General features: G+C 65.7%; 16 protein-coding genes, 4 tRNA genes, 1 other RNA gene and 1 pseudogene. 17 read left to right on the top strand and 5 right to left on the bottom strand.

The window, feature by feature from the left end:
* Window positions 1-3: 3 nt before the first annotated feature.
* Together pth and ychF are read left to right on the top strand one after the other, a co-directional pair.
* Entirely contained in the window at window positions 4-609 is a 606-nt protein-coding gene (gene pth / locus AC3A56_RS03300; protein ID WP_487769312.1) for an aminoacyl-tRNA hydrolase, read from the top strand.
* 86 nt (window positions 610-695) lie between these two features.
* Window positions 696-1,784, top strand: a complete 1,089-nt coding sequence (gene ychF, locus AC3A56_RS03295) for a redox-regulated ATPase YchF (RefSeq protein ID WP_487769311.1) — start codon at window positions 696-698, stop codon at window positions 1,782-1,784.
* A 57-nt stretch (window positions 1,785-1,841) separates the two neighbouring features.
* Here ychF and AC3A56_RS03290 read toward each other — a convergent pair whose 3' ends face one another.
* The 3 genes from AC3A56_RS03290 to AC3A56_RS03280 all read right to left on the bottom strand — a co-directional run bounded on the left by AC3A56_RS03290 (window position 1,842) and on the right by AC3A56_RS03280 (window position 6,628).
* On the bottom strand, window positions 1,842-4,922 hold the full coding sequence (locus AC3A56_RS03290) for a TonB-dependent receptor domain-containing protein (protein ID WP_487769310.1): 3,081 nt from the start codon (window positions 4,920-4,922) through the stop codon (window positions 1,842-1,844).
* Window positions 4,923-5,010: 88 nt separating this feature from the next.
* On the bottom strand, window positions 5,011-6,063 hold the full coding sequence (locus tag AC3A56_RS03285) for a FecR family protein (protein WP_487769309.1): 1,053 nt from the start codon (window positions 6,061-6,063) through the stop codon (window positions 5,011-5,013).
* Window positions 6,041-6,628 carry an RNA polymerase sigma factor gene (locus tag AC3A56_RS03280; protein WP_343123465.1) on the bottom strand — a complete coding sequence of 196 codons (588 nt, stop codon included), beginning with the start codon at window positions 6,626-6,628 and terminating at the stop codon, window positions 6,041-6,043. The genes AC3A56_RS03285 and AC3A56_RS03280 overlap by 23 nt, the downstream gene beginning before the upstream one ends.
* 132 nt (window positions 6,629-6,760) lie before the next feature.
* Here AC3A56_RS03280 and AC3A56_RS03275 point away from each other — a divergent pair.
* Both AC3A56_RS03275 and AC3A56_RS03270 read left to right on the top strand, forming a co-directional pair.
* A pseudogene (locus AC3A56_RS03275) lies at window positions 6,761-7,564 on the top strand (cyanophycinase); the annotation flags it as partial.
* Window positions 7,565-7,741: 177 nt separating this feature from the next.
* On the top strand, window positions 7,742-8,755 hold the full coding sequence (locus AC3A56_RS03270; protein WP_487769626.1) for an isoaspartyl peptidase/L-asparaginase family protein: 1,014 nt from the start codon (window positions 7,742-7,744) through the stop codon (window positions 8,753-8,755).
* A 10-nt stretch (window positions 8,756-8,765) separates the two neighbouring features.
* Here AC3A56_RS03270 and AC3A56_RS03265 read toward each other — a convergent pair whose 3' ends face one another.
* Both AC3A56_RS03265 and AC3A56_RS03260 read right to left on the bottom strand, forming a co-directional pair.
* Window positions 8,766-9,152, bottom strand: a complete 387-nt coding sequence (locus tag AC3A56_RS03265) for an STAS domain-containing protein (protein WP_056764190.1) — start codon at window positions 9,150-9,152, stop codon at window positions 8,766-8,768.
* Window positions 9,149-11,464 (bottom strand): SpoIIE family protein phosphatase, encoded by a 2,316-nt coding sequence (locus tag AC3A56_RS03260; protein WP_056764192.1) that lies wholly within the window; start codon window positions 11,462-11,464, stop codon window positions 9,149-9,151. Before AC3A56_RS03260 ends, AC3A56_RS03265 begins: the two co-directional genes overlap by 4 nt.
* A 153-nt stretch (window positions 11,465-11,617) precedes the next feature.
* Here AC3A56_RS03260 and AC3A56_RS03255 point away from each other — a divergent pair, with 153 nt between their 5' ends.
* From AC3A56_RS03255 to rplL, 13 genes are all read left to right on the top strand, one after another.
* Window positions 11,618-12,106, top strand: coding sequence for an acyl-CoA thioesterase (locus AC3A56_RS03255; protein WP_487769308.1), 489 nt, complete (start codon window positions 11,618-11,620; stop codon window positions 12,104-12,106).
* Between the two features lie 93 nt (window positions 12,107-12,199).
* Window positions 12,200-12,285: transfer RNA gene (locus tag AC3A56_RS03250), tRNA-Tyr, on the top strand.
* 38 nt (window positions 12,286-12,323) lie between these two features.
* Window positions 12,324-12,466: non-coding RNA, RtT sRNA (locus tag AC3A56_RS03245), on the top strand.
* An 18-nt stretch (window positions 12,467-12,484) separates the two neighbouring features.
* A tRNA-Gly gene (locus AC3A56_RS03240) sits at window positions 12,485-12,558 on the top strand.
* Window positions 12,559-12,682: 124 nt separating this feature from the next.
* Window positions 12,683-12,758 (top strand) — tRNA-Thr (locus tag AC3A56_RS03235).
* A gap of 72 nt (window positions 12,759-12,830) precedes the next feature.
* Entirely contained in the window at window positions 12,831-14,021 is a 1,191-nt protein-coding gene (tuf, locus tag AC3A56_RS03230) for an elongation factor Tu (RefSeq protein ID WP_056764501.1), read from the top strand.
* Between the two features lie 106 nt (window positions 14,022-14,127).
* Window positions 14,128-14,203 (top strand) — tRNA-Trp (locus AC3A56_RS03225).
* 81 nt (window positions 14,204-14,284) lie between these two features.
* A complete protein-coding gene (gene secE / locus AC3A56_RS03220; RefSeq protein ID WP_056714022.1) occupies window positions 14,285-14,674 on the top strand; it encodes a preprotein translocase subunit SecE in 390 nt (129 codons plus the stop codon).
* Between the two features lie 13 nt (window positions 14,675-14,687).
* Window positions 14,688-15,248 (top strand): transcription termination/antitermination protein NusG, encoded by a 561-nt coding sequence (gene nusG, locus AC3A56_RS03215; protein ID WP_007810205.1) that lies wholly within the window; start codon window positions 14,688-14,690, stop codon window positions 15,246-15,248.
* Window positions 15,249-15,558: 310 nt separating this feature from the next.
* On the top strand, window positions 15,559-15,987 hold the full coding sequence (gene rplK, locus AC3A56_RS03210) for a 50S ribosomal protein L11 (protein WP_007810203.1): 429 nt from the start codon (window positions 15,559-15,561) through the stop codon (window positions 15,985-15,987).
* 3 nt (window positions 15,988-15,990) lie between these two features.
* Window positions 15,991-16,698, top strand: coding sequence for a 50S ribosomal protein L1 (gene rplA, locus AC3A56_RS03205; protein ID WP_056714025.1), 708 nt, complete (start codon window positions 15,991-15,993; stop codon window positions 16,696-16,698).
* A gap of 348 nt (window positions 16,699-17,046) precedes the next feature.
* Entirely contained in the window at window positions 17,047-17,580 is a 534-nt protein-coding gene (gene rplJ / locus AC3A56_RS03200; RefSeq protein ID WP_007810200.1) for a 50S ribosomal protein L10, read from the top strand.
* Window positions 17,581-17,624: 44 nt separating this feature from the next.
* A complete protein-coding gene (rplL, locus tag AC3A56_RS03195; RefSeq protein WP_007810198.1) occupies window positions 17,625-17,993 on the top strand; it encodes a 50S ribosomal protein L7/L12 in 369 nt (122 codons plus the stop codon).
* The last annotated feature ends 233 nt before the right edge of the window (window positions 17,994-18,226 follow it).

Here is an 18,226-nt window from a genome sequence, read left to right as displayed (position 1 = left end):
CTCATGGCTGGTTTGCGACTCATCGTCGGACTGGGCAACCCCGGTGCCGAATACCTCAGAACCCGGCACAACGCCGGGTTCTGGCTAGTTGACGCCCTCGCCAGCGGTCAGGGCGAGCGCTTCGCCTTCGACGGCAAGCTGCACGGCGAAAGCTGCCGCGTGCGCCTCGGCGGCGAACCGGTCTGGCTGCTGAAGCCGGCCACCTTCATGAACAAGAGCGGCATCGCCGTGGTTTCGGCGCTGCGCTATTACAAGATCGAACCCGAACAATGTCTGGTCGCGCATGACGACCTGGACCTTCCTGCGGGCACCGTGCGGATGAAATTCGACGGCGGCCACGGCGGCCAGAACGGTCTGCGCGACATCATGGCCCACCTCGGCCACGGCAAGTTCCATCGCCTGCGTGTCGGCATCGGCCATCCCGGCCACCGCGACCAGGTCACGCCCTGGGTGCTGGGCCGGCCCTCGGCCACGGACGAGGACGCGATCCTCGACGGCATCGCCCGCTCCCTGGACGTGCTGCCGCTGGCGGTGGAAGGCCAGTTCGAGAAGGCAATGAAGCAGTTGCATACAACAGCGGGAACGGGGAACGGGGAACGGGGAACATGAGCGCTTGGCAAGGGCCGCGCTGTTCCGTCGTTTCCTGATCCACACGTTCCCCGTTCCCCGTTCCCTGAATTCCCCGGAGTCCCACCATGGGCATCAAATGCGGCATCGTCGGTCTGCCCAATGTCGGCAAGTCCACCCTGTTCAACGCGCTGACCAAGGCGGGTATCGCGGCGGCGAATTTTCCGTTCTGCACGATCGAGCCGAACGTCGGCGTGGTGCCGGTGCCGGATCCGCGGCTGAATGCGCTGTCCGGGATCGTCAACCCGCAGAAGGTTATCCCGACGGCGGTGGAGTTCGTCGACATCGCCGGGCTGGTCGCTGGCGCGTCGAAGGGCGAGGGCCTGGGCAACAAGTTCCTGGCGCACATCCGCGAGGTCGACGCGATCGCCCACGTGGTGCGCTGCTTCGAGGGTGACGTGATCCACGTGGCCGGCAAGGTTGATCCGATCTCCGACATCGAGACCATCGACACCGAGCTGGCGCTGGCCGACCTGGAGTCGGTGGACAAGGCACTGAACCGCGCCGAGCGCGCGGCCAAGGCGAACGACAAGGAGGCGGTGGCCAAGAAGCCGGTGCTGCAGAAACTGTCCGCCGGCCTCAACGAAGGCAAGTCCGCGCGCAGCCTCGGCCTGGACGAGGAAGAGAAGGCGCTGGTGCGCGACCTGTTCCTGCTCACCTTGAAGCCGCTGATGTACATCGCCAACGTCGCCGACGACGGCTTCGAAAACAACCCGCTGCTGGACGCGGTGCGTGCGCGTGCCGCCACCGAAGGTGCCGAAGTGGTGCCGGTGTGCGCCGCGATCGAGGAAGAGATGGCGCAGCTCGACGACGCCGACCGCGACGAGTTCCTGAAAGACATGGGCCTGGACGAGCCGGGCCTGAACCGGGTGATCCGCGCGGGTTACAAATTGCTCGACCTGCAGACCTATTTCACCGCCGGCGTGAAGGAAGTGCGCGCGTGGCAGTTGCGACGCGGCTCCAGCGCACCGCAGGCGGCGGGCGTGATCCACAGCGATTTCGAGAAGGGCTTCATCCGCGCCGAGACGATCAGCTACGACGACTTCATCCAGTACAAGGGCGAAGCCGGCGCCGCCGCGGCCGGCCGACTGCGCAAGGAAGGCAAGGAATACGTCGTCAAGGACGGCGACGTGCTGCACTTCCTGTTCAACGTCTGACGCGGTTCCATCCATCGCGAAAAACAGCGCACTCCGGTGCGCTGTTTTTTGTGCGGTTCAGAGCGCGCTGCCGCCGAGCTTCCAGGTGAACTGCAGGTAGTAGCTGCGTCCGGCGGCGTCGAACCAGGACACGTCGTAATACGGATACGCTGTGTAGCTGGGATCGCGTGGCGGCAGCTTGTCGAACAGGTTGTCCACCGCCAGCGACAGCTGCGCGTGATCGCTGAACTTGTATTGCAGCGTGGCGTTGTAGCGATAGGTGGCATGCACCCAAGCCGCCTCGCCGGCGTCGGTGTCGACGATCTGGTCGTAGGAGTCGGAGTTCGGCAGTCGGCCCAGGCGTGAGCCGAACAGCGTCGCCGACCAGGCCTTGCGTTCCCACGACACGCTGGCGCTGGTCTTCTCGCGGGGAATGTCGAAGCCGCTGTTGACGGCCAGCTCGTCCAGGGTCGGGTCGCCCGGGTATTGCTGGAACAGGTGGTTGCGCGTCCAGGTGTAGTTGCCGCTGAAGCGGAGCGTGCCGATCGCGGTTTCCAGCTTGTAATGGCTGCTGACGTCGACGCCGCTGGTGCGTTCGTTGGCGACGTTGATCGGGTTGACGAAGATGCCGTACAGGCCGCCCGGGTCGACCGCGCTGTCCGCCGGGTAGCGGTTCACCCGCGCTATCGCGTCGATGCAGCTGGGCGAATTCGCATCCACCGCGTTGCCGTTCACGTCGCTGCCGATGCGGCAGCTGGCTTCCAGTTGCAGGATGCGGTCGGTGCTGAGGTCCTGCACCTGGTTCTGCATGCGGATGTTGAAGTAGTCGACCGAGAAATCCAGGTTCGGCGTGGGCGACCAGACGAAGCCGCCGGTCCACGAGGTGCTGGTCTCGGAGTCCAGGTCGCGATTGCCCTGGCGTGTGCGGATCAGGCCCTGGTCGGAATACGAGCAGTCGGTGATGTCCTCGTCCGGCTCTTCGGTGCGGCACAGGTAGTAGTCGTTGCCCGAAGTCTCGTCGTTGCCGATGCCGGAGTAGACGTAGTGCAGGTCCGGCGCGCGAAATGCGGTGCCGTAGGAGCCACGCACCAGCAGGGTATCCAGCGGGCGCCATTCCAGGCCGGTGCTCCAGGTCAGCTTGCCGGTCTTGTGGCCGGAGAAGCGGTACTGGTCATAGCGACCGGCCACGCTCCAGTTGAGCGAATCCAGCAGCGGCATGCGCAGTTCGCCGGCGGCGGCCCAGCGATTGCGGCTGCCGTGGCCGTCGGAGTCCTTCCAGCTGTAGTAGTAGTACTGGGTGGCCAGCGGGTCGGGCTTGAGGTCGTAGGACTGGTTGCCGTATTCGACCACGCCGGCAAAACCGGCTGGCCCGGCCGGCAGGCTGAACAGCTCGGTGTTGGTCAGGGTGAACGCCAGCGTGTCGCTGCGCGACTCGGGGTGGTAGTTGGTGCGTGCGGTGATCGAGTCGTATTCGGCGCGGGTCAGCGGGGTGTACAAGCGGGCCGGGTCGGCGTCGAAGATCGGCAGGCCGCTGTCGGCGTCCACGCCGAGCTGCGGGCCGAGGTAGAGGTCATTCGCCTTCGACGCGACGGTTTGCGGCCAGCTGATCAGCGCCTTGTACTGCGAGTGGCTCAGCGAGGCCTCGTAATCCCAGGCCTGGCGGAACGTGCCCTTGAAGCCGGTGGTGAGGCTGAAGGTCTTCTGGGTGTTCTCGATCATGCCGCGGCCGAGGCCGCCCATTTCCTCGGGCGTGAACTGGCGATACCAGTTCTCGATGCCGCCGCTGTGCGCGTTGTAGAAGTAACCGTCCTCGTTGCCGTCGGGCGCCTGGTAGTTCCACTGCTCGACGTCGCGAAACAATTTCACCTTGCTCCAGCCCAGCTGCATGTCGCCGAACCAGCTCAGGTTGTCGTTGATCTTCAGGTTGGCCGAGGTGTAGGTGTTGATGCCGCGGCGCTGGCTGAGGATGGTGCCGTAGCCGATCGACTCCGCGCTGCCGCAGAAATTGCCGTAGCGCGGCCGGTTCGCATACACCGTGGTGCCGCCGTTGAGATAGCCCAGCGCGTCACAGGTGGCCTGGCCCGGGTCGATGTAGTCGTCGTTCCAGTCGCCGTTGAGGAAGGTGCGCCGCGGCACCTGCGAGCGTTCGGTGGGCGCGTCGGCGGTGGAATCCTGGATCTTCCGGTCATAGGCCCACAGCGGCTTCTGGTCGATCAGCTCGGCGCCGAATACCAGGTTGAAATCGTCGTGCGAGAAGCCGGTGGAAAAGTTGAGCTTGGTCGAGGCGCCGCCGCCGCGGGTGGTGTCGCCGTAGCGCAGGTCGATGGTGGTGCCGTCGGCGTGGTCCTTCAGGATGAAGTTCACCACGCCGGAGATCGCGTCCGAACCGTACACCGCCGAGGCGCTGCCGGTGAGCACCTCGATGCGGTCGATCATGCCGATCGGGATGTTGGAGACATCGGTGAAGTTGCTGCGGCCCTTGAACGGCATCGGAAAGTCGGCGATGCGGCGGCCGTTGACCAGCACCAAGGTGTGGTTGGGGCCGAGTCCGCGCAGGTCGACTTCCTCCGCGCCGGGCGAGAAATCGGCACCGCTGGAGGACTGCTGGCTCTGCGTCTCGCCGCTGTTCTGGGTGATCGCGCGCATCACGTCGGGCACGCTGGCGAAACCGCTGGCCTTGATGTCGTTGGCGGTGATCACGGTGACCGGCGCCGGCCCTTCGACCTGGGCGCGGGGGATGCGCGAGCCGGTGACCTGGACTTCGTCCAGCCGGGTGGCTTCCTGCGGGTCCGCGCTCGCGCCGCTGCGACTGCTGGCCGGCGTGGCCGACGAAGCCGGCCGAACCGATTGACTGGCGCCCTTCACGATGACGACGGCGCCGGAGTCGTCGCGGTGGACGGTGAAGCCGGTGCCGGCGAGCAGGCGACCCAGCGCCTGGTCGGCCGACAGCGCGCCGTGCACGCCGCCGGTGCGCAGGCCCTTCAGCTGATCCGCCTGATAGATGAACTGGGCGCCGGACTGGCGCGCCAGGCTGTCCAGGGCGGTGACCAGCTCACCGGCGGGAATGTCGATCTGCCGGACCGCATTGCCCTGGGCCGAGGCGAAGGCCGACACAGAACAGGCCATCACGAACAGCATGCCGCGTAGCGAACGAACCATGGTCACCTCTCCCCAGGTGGGCGCGCGCGATGCGCGCCATGTGAAAGCCGGGACGAACGGCTGCGGCAAATCCCCCCTCGCGCGAACCTCAGCGGCGGCGCAGCACGATGTTGTCGCCCTGCTGCTGCGCCCTGATCGGGAAGCCCTGCGCCAGCAGGCGCACGAAGGCGTCGGTGTTGGACCAGCGGAAGTTGCCGCCCACCCGCATGTTGCCCACGCTGGCGTCGCCGATCACGATCTTGCGCGTGTTGTAGCGGTTGAACTCGGCGGCGGCGATGGCCAGTGGCGTGTCGTGAAAGCTGACGAAGCCGCTGCGCCAGCTGAGGTATTCCTCGGCCTGCTGGACCGGGCCGGAGCGCACCACCACGCCGGCATCGCTGGCCGTGGCGATGCTGCCGGCGGGCAGCAAGGTGGTGGGCTGGCGTTCGCCGTCGGGCCGGTTGTCCGACTCCAGCCGCACCAGGCCCTGGGTCACCACCACGCGCAGGTCGGCGGCGTCGCGGCGCACGGCGAAGCGGGTGCCCACGGCGATCACCCGGCGGCTGCCGGTGCTGACCACGAAAGGCCGGGCGCGATCCTTGGCCACGGCAAAGAACGCCTCGCCACGCTGCAGGTCGATGTGGCGTTCGCCGTGGGACAGGGTGACCAGCATGCGGCTGTCGCTGCTCAGCGTGACGGTCGAGCCGTCGGCCAGCGGCACCTCCTGCAAGCCGCCGATCGCGGTCTGGTAGGAAGCCTGGTCGACCGCGGTGTAATGGCGCCAGCCCAGCGCCAGCGACACGACCAGGGCGAGCATCGCCGCCGCGGCGAACAGGCGCAGCCAGCGGCGCGACCCCGCACGGCTGCCTCGTTCCGGCTCGGCACGATCCCGCGTCGTGGTGGGCACCTCGTCTTCGCCATGCGACGCGTGCGCCCAACTGCCGCGTGCGGGCACCACGCCCGGCGCCATGCCGGCGCCGAGCGCCTGCAGCCGGCCGCTCTGTCGCCACGCGGCATCCAGCCGGAGAAAGGCGACCTGGTGCGCGACCGCCTCATCCAGCCAGGCGTCGAGCTGCTGCTGGTCGCGCGCGCTCCAGCCGCCGGCGTCGCGTCGCGCCAGCCAGGCAGCGGCGACCTGCTCAATCTCCCTGCTGCTGGCCATGTCCGTTCCCGTCATTGGCTTCCATGATCCGGTCGCGGCGCGCGCGATGCGTCGGCGTGCCGCCATAGAAGTATTCGGCGATCAGGCGCGAGCCCTTGGCGACCTGCTTTTCCACGGTCTTCTCGCTGATGCCCATGCGTGCTGCGACCTGCTTTTGCGACAGTTCCTCGACCCGGCGCAGCCAGACCACTTCCCGGCAACGGTCGGGCAGGCGGTCGAAGGCGCTGGCCAAGTGCCGCAGTTCCTGCCGCGCGCTCATCCGGTGTTCCGGCGACAACTCGTCTATCAGGACGTTCAGCGCGTCCAGATCACCCACGGCATCGATCGAGACGACCCGACTGCGGCGCAGGCGATCGGTCATCAGGTGGCGCGCGGTGGTGAACATGAAGGACTTCGGTTGCGCTGGGCGCGCCTTCGCCGCGGCCTCGTAGACGCGTACGTAGATCTCCTGGCGCAGGTCGTGGATCTCGTCGCGATGGAACCAGCTGCGTAAGAGGTAACGCATCAGCGCGCCTTCGTGCACGAGGATTTCGCGGGCAAACCAGTTGTTGAGGGAGTCGTCCACGCTGGCGACGATAGCGCCAATGCCGGCGGGAAACACCTTGTCCGAAGGCATGGGGGATCGGCCGTCCAGCTTCGTCCCGGATCAGGTGTGTGCCCGCTGTCTGCGCGGGTGGAACTGCCCGGAGAGACCCCGATGACGACCTTGCTCCAGCGGTTCGCCGCGCCGTCGCGCCACCTGCTTTGCCTGCTCGTCCTGTTGCTTGCGCCGTGGCTGGCGGTGGCGCAGGCGGGCGTGCCGGATGCCGCTGCGCGCCATGGCTACGAGTATTACCGGATCGGCCATCCGGAGGCGGTTCGCCCCGCCGCGACCGAGCCGGCACTGATGTTGATGGGCGGCGGGGAGTGGCCGCACAAGGCGTTCGCCTGGTTCGCCGCGAAGGGTGGCCACGGGCATTTCGTGATATTGCGCGCCTCCGGCGACGACGGCATGCAGAAGGAACTGTTCAACGAAGTCGGCGGCGTGGCCTCGGTGCAGACGCTGGTGTTCCACGATCGCGCCGCCGCCAGCGATCCACGGGTGCTGGACATCGTGCGGCACGCGGACGGAATCTTCATCGCCGGCGGCGACCAGGCCAACTACGTGCGGTTCTGGAAGGGCACGCCGCTGGGCGCGCTGTTGAACGAGCACGTGGCGCAGGGCAAGCCGATCGGCGGCACCAGCGCGGGGCTCGCCATTCTCGGCGCTCATGCCTATGGCGCGATGGATGGCGGCAGCATCACCTCGAAGGAGGCGATGCGCGACCCGCTGGGCAAGGCGATGACCCTGGTCGGCGATTTCATGCACCTGCCCAACATGCAGCAGGTGATCACCGACACCCACTTCCACGCCCGCGACCGGCTCGGCCGGCTGATTGCGTTCGTGGCCAAGCTGCGCCACGCGGGCCATGCCGACATCGTCGGCCTGGGCGTGGATCAGGATACGGCGCTGTGCGTGGACGGCGACGGCATCGGGCGGCTGTTCACCATCGACAACGGCTTCGCCTGGCTGGTGCAGCCGAAGGGACCGCCCGAACGGATCGCTGCCGGCAAACCGCTCGACTACCCGGGTACGCGCGTCACCGGCGTGGGCACGCAAAGCCGGATCGACCTGAAGCGTCTCGCGGTCAGCCGGCCGGTGTTCGAAGCCGTCGCCGACGTGCGCGATGGCGAGCTGACCCTGCGCGGCGAGCACGCACCGCTGCTGGTGATCCACGGCGGCGCGGGCGTGGAGCGGGCAGGCATGACGCCGCAGATCGAAGCCGGCGCCCGTGCGGCGATGGAGCTGGCATTGCGCAAGGGCTATGCGGAGCTCAAGGCCGGCAAGGCCGCGACCGACGCGGTGACGGCGGCGATCGCCGTGCTGGAGGACGACCCGCTGTTCAACGCCGGCAGGGGCGCGGTATTCACCCATGACGGCCGGAACGAGCTGGATGCCTCGATCATGGACGGCTCGACGCTGGCGGCCGGTGCGGTGGCGGAAGTCCATCGCGTGAAGCATCCGATCCTGCTGGCGCGCGCGGTGATGGAGCATTCGCCGCACGTGATGATGGTCGGCGACGGCGCGGAAAAATTCGCCACGGAGCAGGGATTCGAGCTGGTCGATCCGGCGTACTTCCGCACCGAGCGGCGCTGGCTGGAACTGCAGAAGGCGCTGAAGGAAGACGCCGCAGGCGTGCCGCTGCCCGAACGGCTGCGCGCGCTGAAACATTTCGGCACCGTCGGCGCCGTGGCGCGCGACAGCGAAGGCCGCCTGGCCGCTGGCACCTCGACCGGCGGCATGACCGACAAGCGCTACGGCCGGGTCGGCGATTCGCCGATCGTGGGCGCGGGCACCTATGCGAACGTGGCCTGCGCGGTTTCAGGCACGGGCTGGGGCGAGTACTACATCCGCGTTTCGGCAGCGCGCGAGATCTGCCTGCGCATGACCGAATTGCACGAGTCGGCGGAGCAGGCCGGCAAGGCGGTGATCAACGACGAGATCCCGCAGATGGGCGGCGACGGCGGCGCGATCATCCTGGGCGCCGATGGCAGCACGGCGATGCCGTTCAACACCGAGGGCATGTACCGGGGCTGGATCGGCGCCGACGGCGTGCCGCACGTGGCGATCTACGACAACGATCCACTGGCGCTGCCGCCACCCACGCCTTGAACGGCATGGGTCAGGCGTCGTCGCCTTCGGTGATCTGCCGCTGCATGCGGTCCAGATAGGCGTCGAGCTCCTGCGTGCTGGTGAACACCTCGTTCACCGGCACCGCCTTGACGATGTCGAACACCTTGCGCACCTGCGCCTGCGGGTTCAGCAACAGGGTGTGGCCGCCGCGGGCGCGCATGCTCTTGCGCACCTTGGCGAAGCTGCGCAGGCCGGCACTGCTGATGTAGGTCAGTCCGGCCAGGTCGATCACCACGGTGCCGCCATCGGGCAGCTGCGGCAGCAGGGCGAGCATGGCCTCATCGAGTTCGCCGAAGGTCATCGCATCGAGGCGCCCACCGACTTGCACGACGGCGCGATCGGGGGCGGAGAATTCACTGTGCAGGCTGAGCGTCATGGTGAAGATTCATCCTGGGTCGGGTAGGCGAAGCGAAGCAGCAGGTGGTTGCCTTGCGCATCCCGTGTATAGCGCATTTCGTCGGTCATGGTACGCGCGAGATGGATGCCGAGACCGCCGACCCGTTCGCGATCGGCCAGGTCGCCGGTGAGGACGGGATCGGCGCATTGCAGCGGGTCGAAGGCGACGCCGTCGTCGATCAGCTCGACCGTGACGGCATCCGCCAGGGGCTGCAACCGAAGGCCGATCTGGCCGGGCTGGCCATCGGGATAGCCGTATTCGACCGTGTTGACCATCAGCTCCTCCAGCACCAGGCGCATGTCACCGCACAACGACGCCGGGGTGCCGGCGTCCTGCAGCAACTGCTCGCAGCGGTCGAGCGCGGTGAAAACCTCCGGCAGCCGGTTGTCGATGGTCATCTCGGTGGCCTTGAGCGCCGAGCCGTGCCAGCTCAGTGCCAGCAGGGTGATGTCGTCGGCCTGCGGCGCATCGGCCACGAAGCGGTCCACGTCGCCCAGCAGGCGCTCGATGTAGGTGGCCGTGGCTGCCGTCGGCGGAACCTGCGCGAGACTTTCCACGGTGCGTTCGATGCCGTACATCTGCTCGTCGTGGTCGCTGGCTTCGGTGATGCCGTCGGTGTACATCAGCAGCGTTTCGCCCCGGCCCAGGCGCAGGACGTGTTCCGGATAATCCGAATCCTCGTACAGGCCGAGCACCGCCCCGGTGGGAAATTCCAGCACCTGTGGCGCGCCACGGCCACACAGGATCGGCGGCTCGTGGCCGGCGCTGGCCAGCACCAGGCTGCCGCTGCCGGTGTCTAGCAGGCCGCAAAGCAGGGTGACGAACATGCAACTGTCGTTGCCGCGGCACAGTTCGAGGTTGAGCAGCCGCAGCAGGTTCTGCGGTGTCTGCGCGCGCGGCGCCAGCGCCTTGGCCAGGGTGATCGTCTGCGCCATGAACAGGGCCGCCGGGATGCCCTTGTCCGAGACGTCGCCGACCATCACGAAGAAGCGCTGCGGGTCGAGCATGAAATAGCTGTAGAGATCGCCACCGACCGCTCGCGCGGGACGCAGCGCGGCGTGCAGTTCGAACTGCGCGCAGACGGCGTCCAAGTAATGCGCATTCGGCAGCAGGCCGAGCTGGATCTGGTGGGCGATCTCCAGTTCGCTGGCCAGTCGCTGTTTTTCCCGTGCGACCCGGGCCAGGTCCTCCAGGTGCAGGGCCAGTTCGCGACGCATCTGGTCGAAGGATTCGGTGAGACGGCCCACTTCATCGGGGCGGCGGGCCACCGGCAGTTCGAAATCCAGTTCGCCACGGGCGACGTGCTCTGCACGGTCGGCCAGCACGCCGAGCGGCGCCATCGTGCGGCGGATCGTCAGCAGCGTGATCAGCGCCACGCCGAGCATGGCCAGCAGGCCCAGGGCGAGGCTCAATTGGAAGATGTGTCGCACGCTGGCGTAGATCTGGTATTCCGGCACCACCAGGCCGAGCCGCCAGCGGGTGCCTTGGATCGGGGCGGAGTAGACCCATACCGGTCCCCGGGCCCGCCTGTTCTGCGCCACCGGCAGGCGCATGGAGCCCGCATGATCGCTGGCCAGTGCGTCGAGCAGGGCGGTGGCGCCCCGCTGGCCGACCAGTTCCGGATTGTCGTGCGCCAGGTAATTGCCGTCGCTGTCCAGCACGAAGGCGTAGGCGCCCGGCGGCTTGTCCAGGCTGCCGAGAATCCGGTGCAGCCAGTTGAGCGTGACATCGGCGTTGATGATGCCGATCGGGTGCCCGTCGCGTTCGATCGTGGTGGAGTAATTGACCAGCTGGCGATGCCGCGACTGCGAAAAGAACGGTCGCTGCCAGCAGCCGCCGGCACAGCCAAGGCCGCCGAGGAACCAGTTGCTGTTCCAGTAGGGATTGGCGTCATGTGACAGGTCGCGGCTGCTCAGCGAACCATCGTCCAGGCGGTTCACGAAAGGTGAATAGGGTGGAGCGCTTGCGGGATTCGGCGAGGGCCTGAACACCGCAGCCAGGCCGTCCATGTCCAGGTTGGCGGCCAGGGTATCCCGCAACAGCGGTTCGGCGTTGCCCTGGCGGGTGGCAACTATCGCGGCAAGCATCTGCGCCGAAACGACAATGCGATCGATGCGGGCCTGGATCTGGCTGCCTGCGTTGGCGGCCAGGGCGGCTGCCTCATGGTGTGTGTGCTGCAGGATCTGCGCGCGGGTCAGGGCAAGCAGCAGGCCGCCGATGGCGCCGAGCACGAGGGTGGAGCCGACGAGAACCCACCATGCCGTCCGCGATGCGATGCTGCGCAAGACCATTGGAATTCCCTGGCGTCCTTGCCAAGCATCTAGCCATGAAGCGAAGCCGGCCGCAAGCCGATGGCCATGCGCGGTGACAGAGGAGCGACACGGCAAGACTGGACAGGCAGGGCATAATTGCGGTCTACCACTTCGCCGACGAGATGCCAGCCCATGCCCGGACAACAGCACGAAGTGACCTTCCGCTTCCTCGCCCAGCCCACCGATGTCAATTTCGGTGGCAAGGTGCATGGCGGCATGGCGATGAAGTGGATCGATCAGGCCGGCTACGCCTGTGCGGTGGCGTGGAGCGGGGCCTATTGCGTCACCGTCTCGGTCAGCGGCATCCAGTTCGTGGCGCCGATCCTGATCGGCGACCTGGTCACCGTGCGAGCGCGCCTGATCCACACCGGCACGTCGAGCATGCATCTCGCCGTGGACGTGCTGGCCAACGACCTGCGCAAGGACGAGCGGCGCCTGGCCACCAGCTGCGTGATGGTCTTCGTGGCGCTGGACAGTCCGGATGGCAAGCCCACGCCGGTGCCGCACTGGGAGCCGCGCGACGCCGCCGAGCGGCGACTGCAGGCACAGGCCAGGCGGCTGCTCGAGGCGTCGAAGGACATGGAGCAGCTGGTTCGCCTCAACGCTACTTCGACGGACTGAACGCAGCGACAAAAAAACGTCGCTGCAGGTGAAATTCACGTCGGCAGGTGTTGACAGTTCGAGGCCTGATCCACACAATACGCGTTCTTTGTTGGAGGGATACCCAAGCGGCCAACGGGGGCAGACTGTAAATCTGCTGGCTTACGCCTTCGGTGGTTCGAATCCACCTCCCTCCACCAGCTTGAATACCCCGGTAATCAAGTTTGTAGAGATCTGACAAGCAGGGCCATGGAGGTGGATGAGATCCGCCGTCGTGGTTCGACAAAATCGCCTGGAGCGATTTTGAACGCGACGCGAAAGCGGCGCGGCCCCGGAGGGGCGGAGGGCAGGATGCCCGGAGTGATCCACCTCCCTCCACCAGCAAGAGTTCCGCGCCAGGCGGGAGTAGTTCAATGGTAGAACATCAGTTTTCCAAACTGATTACGCGGGTTCGATTCCCGCCTTCCGCTCCATTGCTCTGCAAGTGTCAGGCGCTGTTGATCGAGGCAGTAAGTGCGTAGATCGACGCTTTTTTGAATGGTCCGGCAGGATGCCGGTCTGAAGTCACCATCAGGGACGATGGATGAAATACACCACGCTCATGTAGCTCAGTCGGTAGAGCACTTCCTTGGTAAGGAAGAGGTCACAGGTTCGATTCCTGTTATGAGCACCAATTCAGGCCAGTCCGGCCAGCCCCGAAGGGGCAGTTTCTTCAATTCATCGACTCCATCGGGGTGTAGCGCGCATGGCAAAGGGTAAATTCGAACGCACCAAGCCGCACGTCAACGTCGGCACGATTGGTCACGTGGACCACGGCAAGACGACGCTGACGGCCGCACTGACGAAGGTCGGGGCGGAACGTTTCGGTGGCGAGTTCAAGGACTACAGCGCGATCGACGCGGCGCCGGAAGAGAAGGCGCGCGGCATCACGATCTCGACCGCCCACGTGGAATACGAGTCGCCGCTGCGCCACTACGCGCACGTGGATTGCCCGGGCCATGCCGACTACGTGAAGAACATGATCACCGGTGCGGCGCAGATGGACGGCGCGATCCTGGTGTGCTCGGCCGCTGACGGCCCGATGCCGCAGACCCGCGAACACATCCTGCTGTCGCGCCAGGTCGGCGTGCCGTACATCGTGGTCTACCTGAACAAGGCGGACATGGTGGACGACGCCGAGCTGCTGGAACTGGTCGAGATGGAAGTGCGCGAGCTGCTGTCGAAGTACGAGTTCCCGGGCGACGACACCCCGATGATCCATGGTTCGGCCAAGCTGGCGCTGGAAGGCGACCAGAGCGACATCGGCGTGCCGTCGATCATCAAGCTGGTGGATGCGCTGGACAGCTACATTCCGGAACCGGTGCGCACGATCGACAAGCCGTTCCTGATGCCGGTGGAAGACGTGTTCTCGATCTCGGGCCGCGGCACCGTGGTGACCGGTCGTATCGAGCGCGGCATCATCAAGGTGGGCGACGAAATCGAAGTGGTCGGCATCCGTGACACGCAGAAGACGACCGTCACGGGCGTGGAAATGTTCCGCAAGCTGCTGGACCAGGGTCAGGCGGGCGACAACGCCGGTCTGCTGCTGCGCGGCCTGAAGCGTGACGACGTGGAGCGTGGCCAGGTGCTGGCCAAGCCGGGCACGATCACCCCGCACACCGACTTCGAGGCCGAGGTCTATGTGCTGTCGAAGGACGAGGGTGGCCGTCATACGCCGTTCTTCAAGGGCTACCGGCCGCAGTTCTACTTCCGCACCACCGACGTGACCGGCGCCTGCCAGTTGCCGGAAGGCGTGGAGATGGTGATGCCGGGTGACAACGTGAAGATGGTGGTGAGCCTGATCCACCCGATCGCGATGGACGAAGGCCTGCGTTTCGCCATCCGCGAAGGCGGCCGCACCGTCGGCGCCGGCGTGGTGGCCAAGGTCATCAAGTAAAATACATCGGGAGTAGGGAATCGGGAATCGGGAATCGCTGGAGCGAAGCACGACACGCTCCAGATCGGTTACCATTCCCGATTCTCTATTCCCTGTTCCCGTTTTTACGCCAGTAGCTCAATTGGCAGAGCAGCGGTCTCCAAAACCGCAGGTTGGGGGTTCAAGTCCCTCCTGGCGTGCCACTTCACCGAGGATCGAGACGGATGGTGGTGGCAGGGTCGGCCGCAAGGCACGGCATGCTGCTGACACCCGGTCACTAGTGCATGAATACCAAGGTAGAACAGCCCAAGGGCACGAACGCCGCCGACATCGGCAAGCTGGTACTGGCGGTGCTGGTGCTGGCTGCCGGTATCTTTGCCTATTCCTGGTTCGGTCGGGACGGCAGCATTTCCTCATCGGTGCGTCTGCTTGGCGTGCTCGCGGCGCTGGTCGTGGCGATGGCAATTGCGGCCTTTACCGCACTGGGGCGGCGGGTTCGGAACTTCATTGCCGAATCGCAGTTCGAGATGCGCAAGGTCGTTTGGCCGACCCGCGACGAGACGATCAAGACGACGGGCATCATCATCGTGGTGGTGATCGTCCTGTCGCTGCTGCTCGGTCTGATCGACCTGATCCTGAAGTCGGTCATTCTGGACTGGCTGCTGAAGCTGTAAGCCTGAGGTGAGCATGAGCAAGCGCTGGTATGTGGTACACGCCTATTCGGGCTTCGAAAATCAGGTGAAACGGTCGCTCGAGGAGCGCATCAAGCGCGCCGAGATGGAAGAGCGGTTCGGTGAGGTTCTGGTGCCGACCGAAGAAGTGATCGAGATGCGCGGCGGCCAGAAACGGCGCAGCGATCGCAAGTTCTTTCCCGGTTACGTGCTGGTCCAGATCGAGACGAACACCGAAGGCAAGTCGCCGCGCATCGACGACGAGTGCTGGCACCTGATCAAGGAAACCCCCAAGGTGATGGGCTTCATCGGCGGTACCGCCGATCGTCCGCTGCCGATCCGGGACAGCGAGGCCGATGCCATCCTCAGCCGCGTGCGCGAAGGCGTCGAGAAGCCCAGGCCCAAGGTGCTGTTCGAGCCGGGCGAGATGGTGCGCGTCACCGAAGGCCCGTTCAACGATTTCAACGGCGTGGTCGAGGAAGTCAACTACGAGAAGAGTCGCCTGCGCGTCGCGGTGCTGATCTTCGGTCGCTCGACCCCCGTCGAACTGGAATTCGGTCAGGTCGAGAAAGCCTGAGTCAGGGCGCAGTCCGACGGGGCGACTCCCGCTCGGCACCTTCGCCCTCTCCCCCGCCTGCGGGAGAGAGTTGGAGAGGGGGAAACCCCCGCCTGACCAGCTTCACCCGCTCTTGATTCACGCCCTGATGCCCCGCTGGCACGGGGCTTGCTGATGATTCGCTAAATCTCTATACTGCGCGGTTCACGCGGGGTCTTTTTGGCCCGGCGTGTCCGCGTTTTCGGATCCGCAAGAGGCGGATCTTCCTTCCATCCACGGATCGGTGAACAGCGAGGAGCCGCAAGGCGCCTGGACTCGCGAGGAAAATCCCATGGCAAAGAAAGTTGTCGGTTACATCAAGCTGCAGGTCAAGGCCGGTCAGGCCAACCCCTCGCCGCCGGTCGGTCCCGCCCTCGGTCAGCGCGGCCTGAACATCATGGAGTTCTGCAAGGCCTTCAATGCCGCCACGCAGAAGCTGGAGCCGGGTCTGCCGATCCCGTGCATCATCACGGCGTATTCCGACCGCAGTTTCACCTTCATCACCAAGACCCCGCCGGCCACGATTCTTCTGAAGAAGATCACCAGCACCGCGAAGGGTTCGTCCAAGCCGAACACCGACAAGGTGGGCAAGGTCACCCGCAAGCAGCTGGAAGACGTGGCAAAGCAGAAGGAGCCGGATCTGACGGCTGCCGATCTCGACGCCGCGGTGCGCACCATTGCCGGTAGCGCCCGCAGCATGGGCCTTGTGGTGGAGGGTTAAGACATGGCAAAGCTCACGAAGCGTATGAAGGCGGCTCAGGCCGCGGTGCAGCCGGGCAAGTTCTATGGCCTGGAAGAGGCGCTGAAGATCATCAAGGACAACGCCAAGGCGAAGTTCGCCGAGTCGGTGGACGTGGCGGTGCGTCTGGGCATCGACGCCAAGAAGTCGGACCAGGGCGTGCGTGGTTCCTCGCTGCTGCCGCATGGCACCGGCAAGACCGTCAAGGTTGCCGTGTTCTGCCCGCCGGGCGAAAAGGCCGAGGCTGCCAAGGCCGCCGGTGCCGACGCCGTCGGCATGGACGACCTGGCCGAGCGCATGCAGGCCGGTGATCTCGACTTCGGTCGCGTGATCGCCACGCCGGACGCGATGCGCGTGGTCGGCAAGCTCGGCCAGCTGCTCGGCCCGCGCGGCCTGATGCCGAACCCGAAGGACGGCTCGGTCACCGCCGACGTCGCCACCGCGGTGACCAATGCTAAGGCCGGCCAGGTGAAGTTCCGCAACGACAAGGCGGGCATCATCCACGCCACCATCGGCAAGGCCAGCTTCGATCCGGCACAGCTGGCGGACAATCTGAACACGCTGATCGGCGATGTGGTCAAGGCCAAGCCGTCCACCGCCAAGGGCGTGTTCCTGCAGAAAGTGGCCTTGTCCAGCACGATGGGCGTCGGCGTTGCCGTCGATACCTCGTCGCTGACCCTGTCCGCCAAGTAAGACTCAAGTCCCGCGGCGCCTGATTCGGGCGGCGCGGGCAGTTTTTGAGGGCAGTTCCGGCCTGCTGCATGGGGCGGGACCGCTGTCAAAGACCGCAGGCGCAACCAGCGCGCGACGACGACGGGCAGGGAGCTCGGTGACGGCAGGGAATCGCCGGCGTCGCCAACGGGGTTGCTTAATCGGGTTCTTGCAATCCGGCCTGCGCAGATGGTGCTGCCCCTTCTGGAATCGTTCGACTTCTGGAAAGGCCAACACCCGGGACACCGCAATGTCCCCGACGTCACGGATGGCGTCGCCCAGGACCGCAAGCGGCAGGAGCCGTGAGCGGAGTTCATTTGGAGGAGTGCAATGGCTCTCAATCTGTCACAGAAGAAAGAAGTAGTCGCCGAACTGGCAGACGTTGCTTCGAAGGCTCACTCCCTGGTTGCTGCCGAGTATGCGGGCACCACGGTCGCTCAGATGACCGCGATGCGCAAGAAGGCCCGCGAATCCGGTGTGTACTTGCGAGTTGTCAAGAACACGCTGGCGTCGCGCGCCGTGGCCGGTACCGAATTCGAGGTCGTCAAGGACGTCTTGGTCGGTCCGCTGCTGTACGCATTCTCGACCGAAGAACCCGGCGCTGCCGGGCGTCTGATCCAGGAATTTGCCAAGGGCAACGACAAGCTGAAGGCGAAGCTCGTCTCGGTGGAAGGCAAGCTGCTGCCGGCGTCGCACGTCGACGTGCTGGCCGCGTTGCCGACCCGCGAACAGGCGCTGGCCATGCTGGCCCGCGTGCTGGCCGAACCGGCCACCATGTTTGCGCGCGTCGTCAAGGCCGTCGCCGATCAGCAGGGTGGTGGCGAAGTCGCCGCTGAAGCCCCGGCTGAAGCCGAACCCGCCTAAGTTCATCGTCTATCAATCCGAATCTATTTCCAGAGGTAAATGCAATGTCCCTGACCAACGAACAGATCGTTGAAGCCGTCGCCGCCAAGTCGCTGATGGAAGTGATGGACCTGGTGAAGGCCATCGAAGAGAAGTTTGGCGTGACCGCCGCTGCCCCCGTTGCCGTGGCCGGCCCGGCCGCTGCTGCTCCGGTTGCCGAAGCGCAGACCGAGTTCGACGTGATCCTGAAGAACGCCGGCGCCAAGAAGGTCGACGTGATCAAGGCTGTCCGCGCGATTACCGGCCTGGGCCTGAAGGAAGCCAAGGACCTCACCGAGGCCGGCGGCGTCCTGAAGGAAGCCGTGTCCAAGGAAGACGCCGAGAAGTTCAAGAAGGACCTCGAAGCTGCCGGCGCTACCGTCGAATTGAAGTAATCGGCGTTTGTACGCCGCTGCTTCGACTTGATGTCAAAGCAAGCCTGGGAGCGAAAGCTCCCGGGCTTTGCCCGTTTGAACGGGAATGGGGAATGGAGAATCGGGAATTGTTGAAGAAAGCGCGCGCTCCGCTTTGACGATTCCCGATTCTCGATTCCCAAATCCCCGCCCCGGATGGCCTTGGCCATCCGGCAAAGACAAGATTTTTTCATTCAGCCGGTGTGTGCACCACC

The organism is Rhodanobacter sp. Soil_C_14, from assembly GCF_057657335.1.
Note: the sequence above shows the minus strand (reverse complement) of the source record. Positions and strands in the feature narration are given on the sequence as shown.

What these genes read in the sequence shown, in the direction of transcription:
- pth (WP_487769312.1), top strand. Translation starts at nt 4, where the DNA reads ATGGCTGGTTTGCGACTCATCGTCGGACTGGGCAACCCCGGTGCCGAA.
- ychF (WP_487769311.1), top strand. Translation starts at nt 696, where the DNA reads ATGGGCATCAAATGCGGCATCGTCGGTCTGCCCAATGTCGGCAAGTCC.
- AC3A56_RS03290 (WP_487769310.1), bottom strand. Translation starts at nt 4,922, where the DNA reads ATGGTTCGTTCGCTACGCGGCATGCTGTTCGTGATGGCCTGTTCTGTG.
- AC3A56_RS03285 (WP_487769309.1), bottom strand. Translation starts at nt 6,063, where the DNA reads ATGGCCAGCAGCAGGGAGATTGAGCAGGTCGCCGCTGCCTGGCTGGCG.
- AC3A56_RS03265 (WP_056764190.1), bottom strand. Translation starts at nt 9,152, where the DNA reads ATGACGCTCAGCCTGCACAGTGAATTCTCCGCCCCCGATCGCGCCGTC.
- AC3A56_RS03260 (WP_056764192.1), bottom strand. Translation starts at nt 11,464, where the DNA reads ATGGTCTTGCGCAGCATCGCATCGCGGACGGCATGGTGGGTTCTCGTC.
- AC3A56_RS03255 (WP_487769308.1), top strand. Translation starts at nt 11,618, where the DNA reads ATGCCCGGACAACAGCACGAAGTGACCTTCCGCTTCCTCGCCCAGCCC.
- tuf (WP_056764501.1), top strand. Translation starts at nt 12,831, where the DNA reads ATGGCAAAGGGTAAATTCGAACGCACCAAGCCGCACGTCAACGTCGGC.
- secE (WP_056714022.1), top strand. Translation starts at nt 14,285, where the DNA reads ATGAATACCAAGGTAGAACAGCCCAAGGGCACGAACGCCGCCGACATC.
- nusG (WP_007810205.1), top strand. Translation starts at nt 14,688, where the DNA reads ATGAGCAAGCGCTGGTATGTGGTACACGCCTATTCGGGCTTCGAAAAT.
- rplK (WP_007810203.1), top strand. Translation starts at nt 15,559, where the DNA reads ATGGCAAAGAAAGTTGTCGGTTACATCAAGCTGCAGGTCAAGGCCGGT.
- rplA (WP_056714025.1), top strand. Translation starts at nt 15,991, where the DNA reads ATGGCAAAGCTCACGAAGCGTATGAAGGCGGCTCAGGCCGCGGTGCAG.
- rplJ (WP_007810200.1), top strand. Translation starts at nt 17,047, where the DNA reads ATGGCTCTCAATCTGTCACAGAAGAAAGAAGTAGTCGCCGAACTGGCA.
- rplL (WP_007810198.1), top strand. Translation starts at nt 17,625, where the DNA reads ATGTCCCTGACCAACGAACAGATCGTTGAAGCCGTCGCCGCCAAGTCG.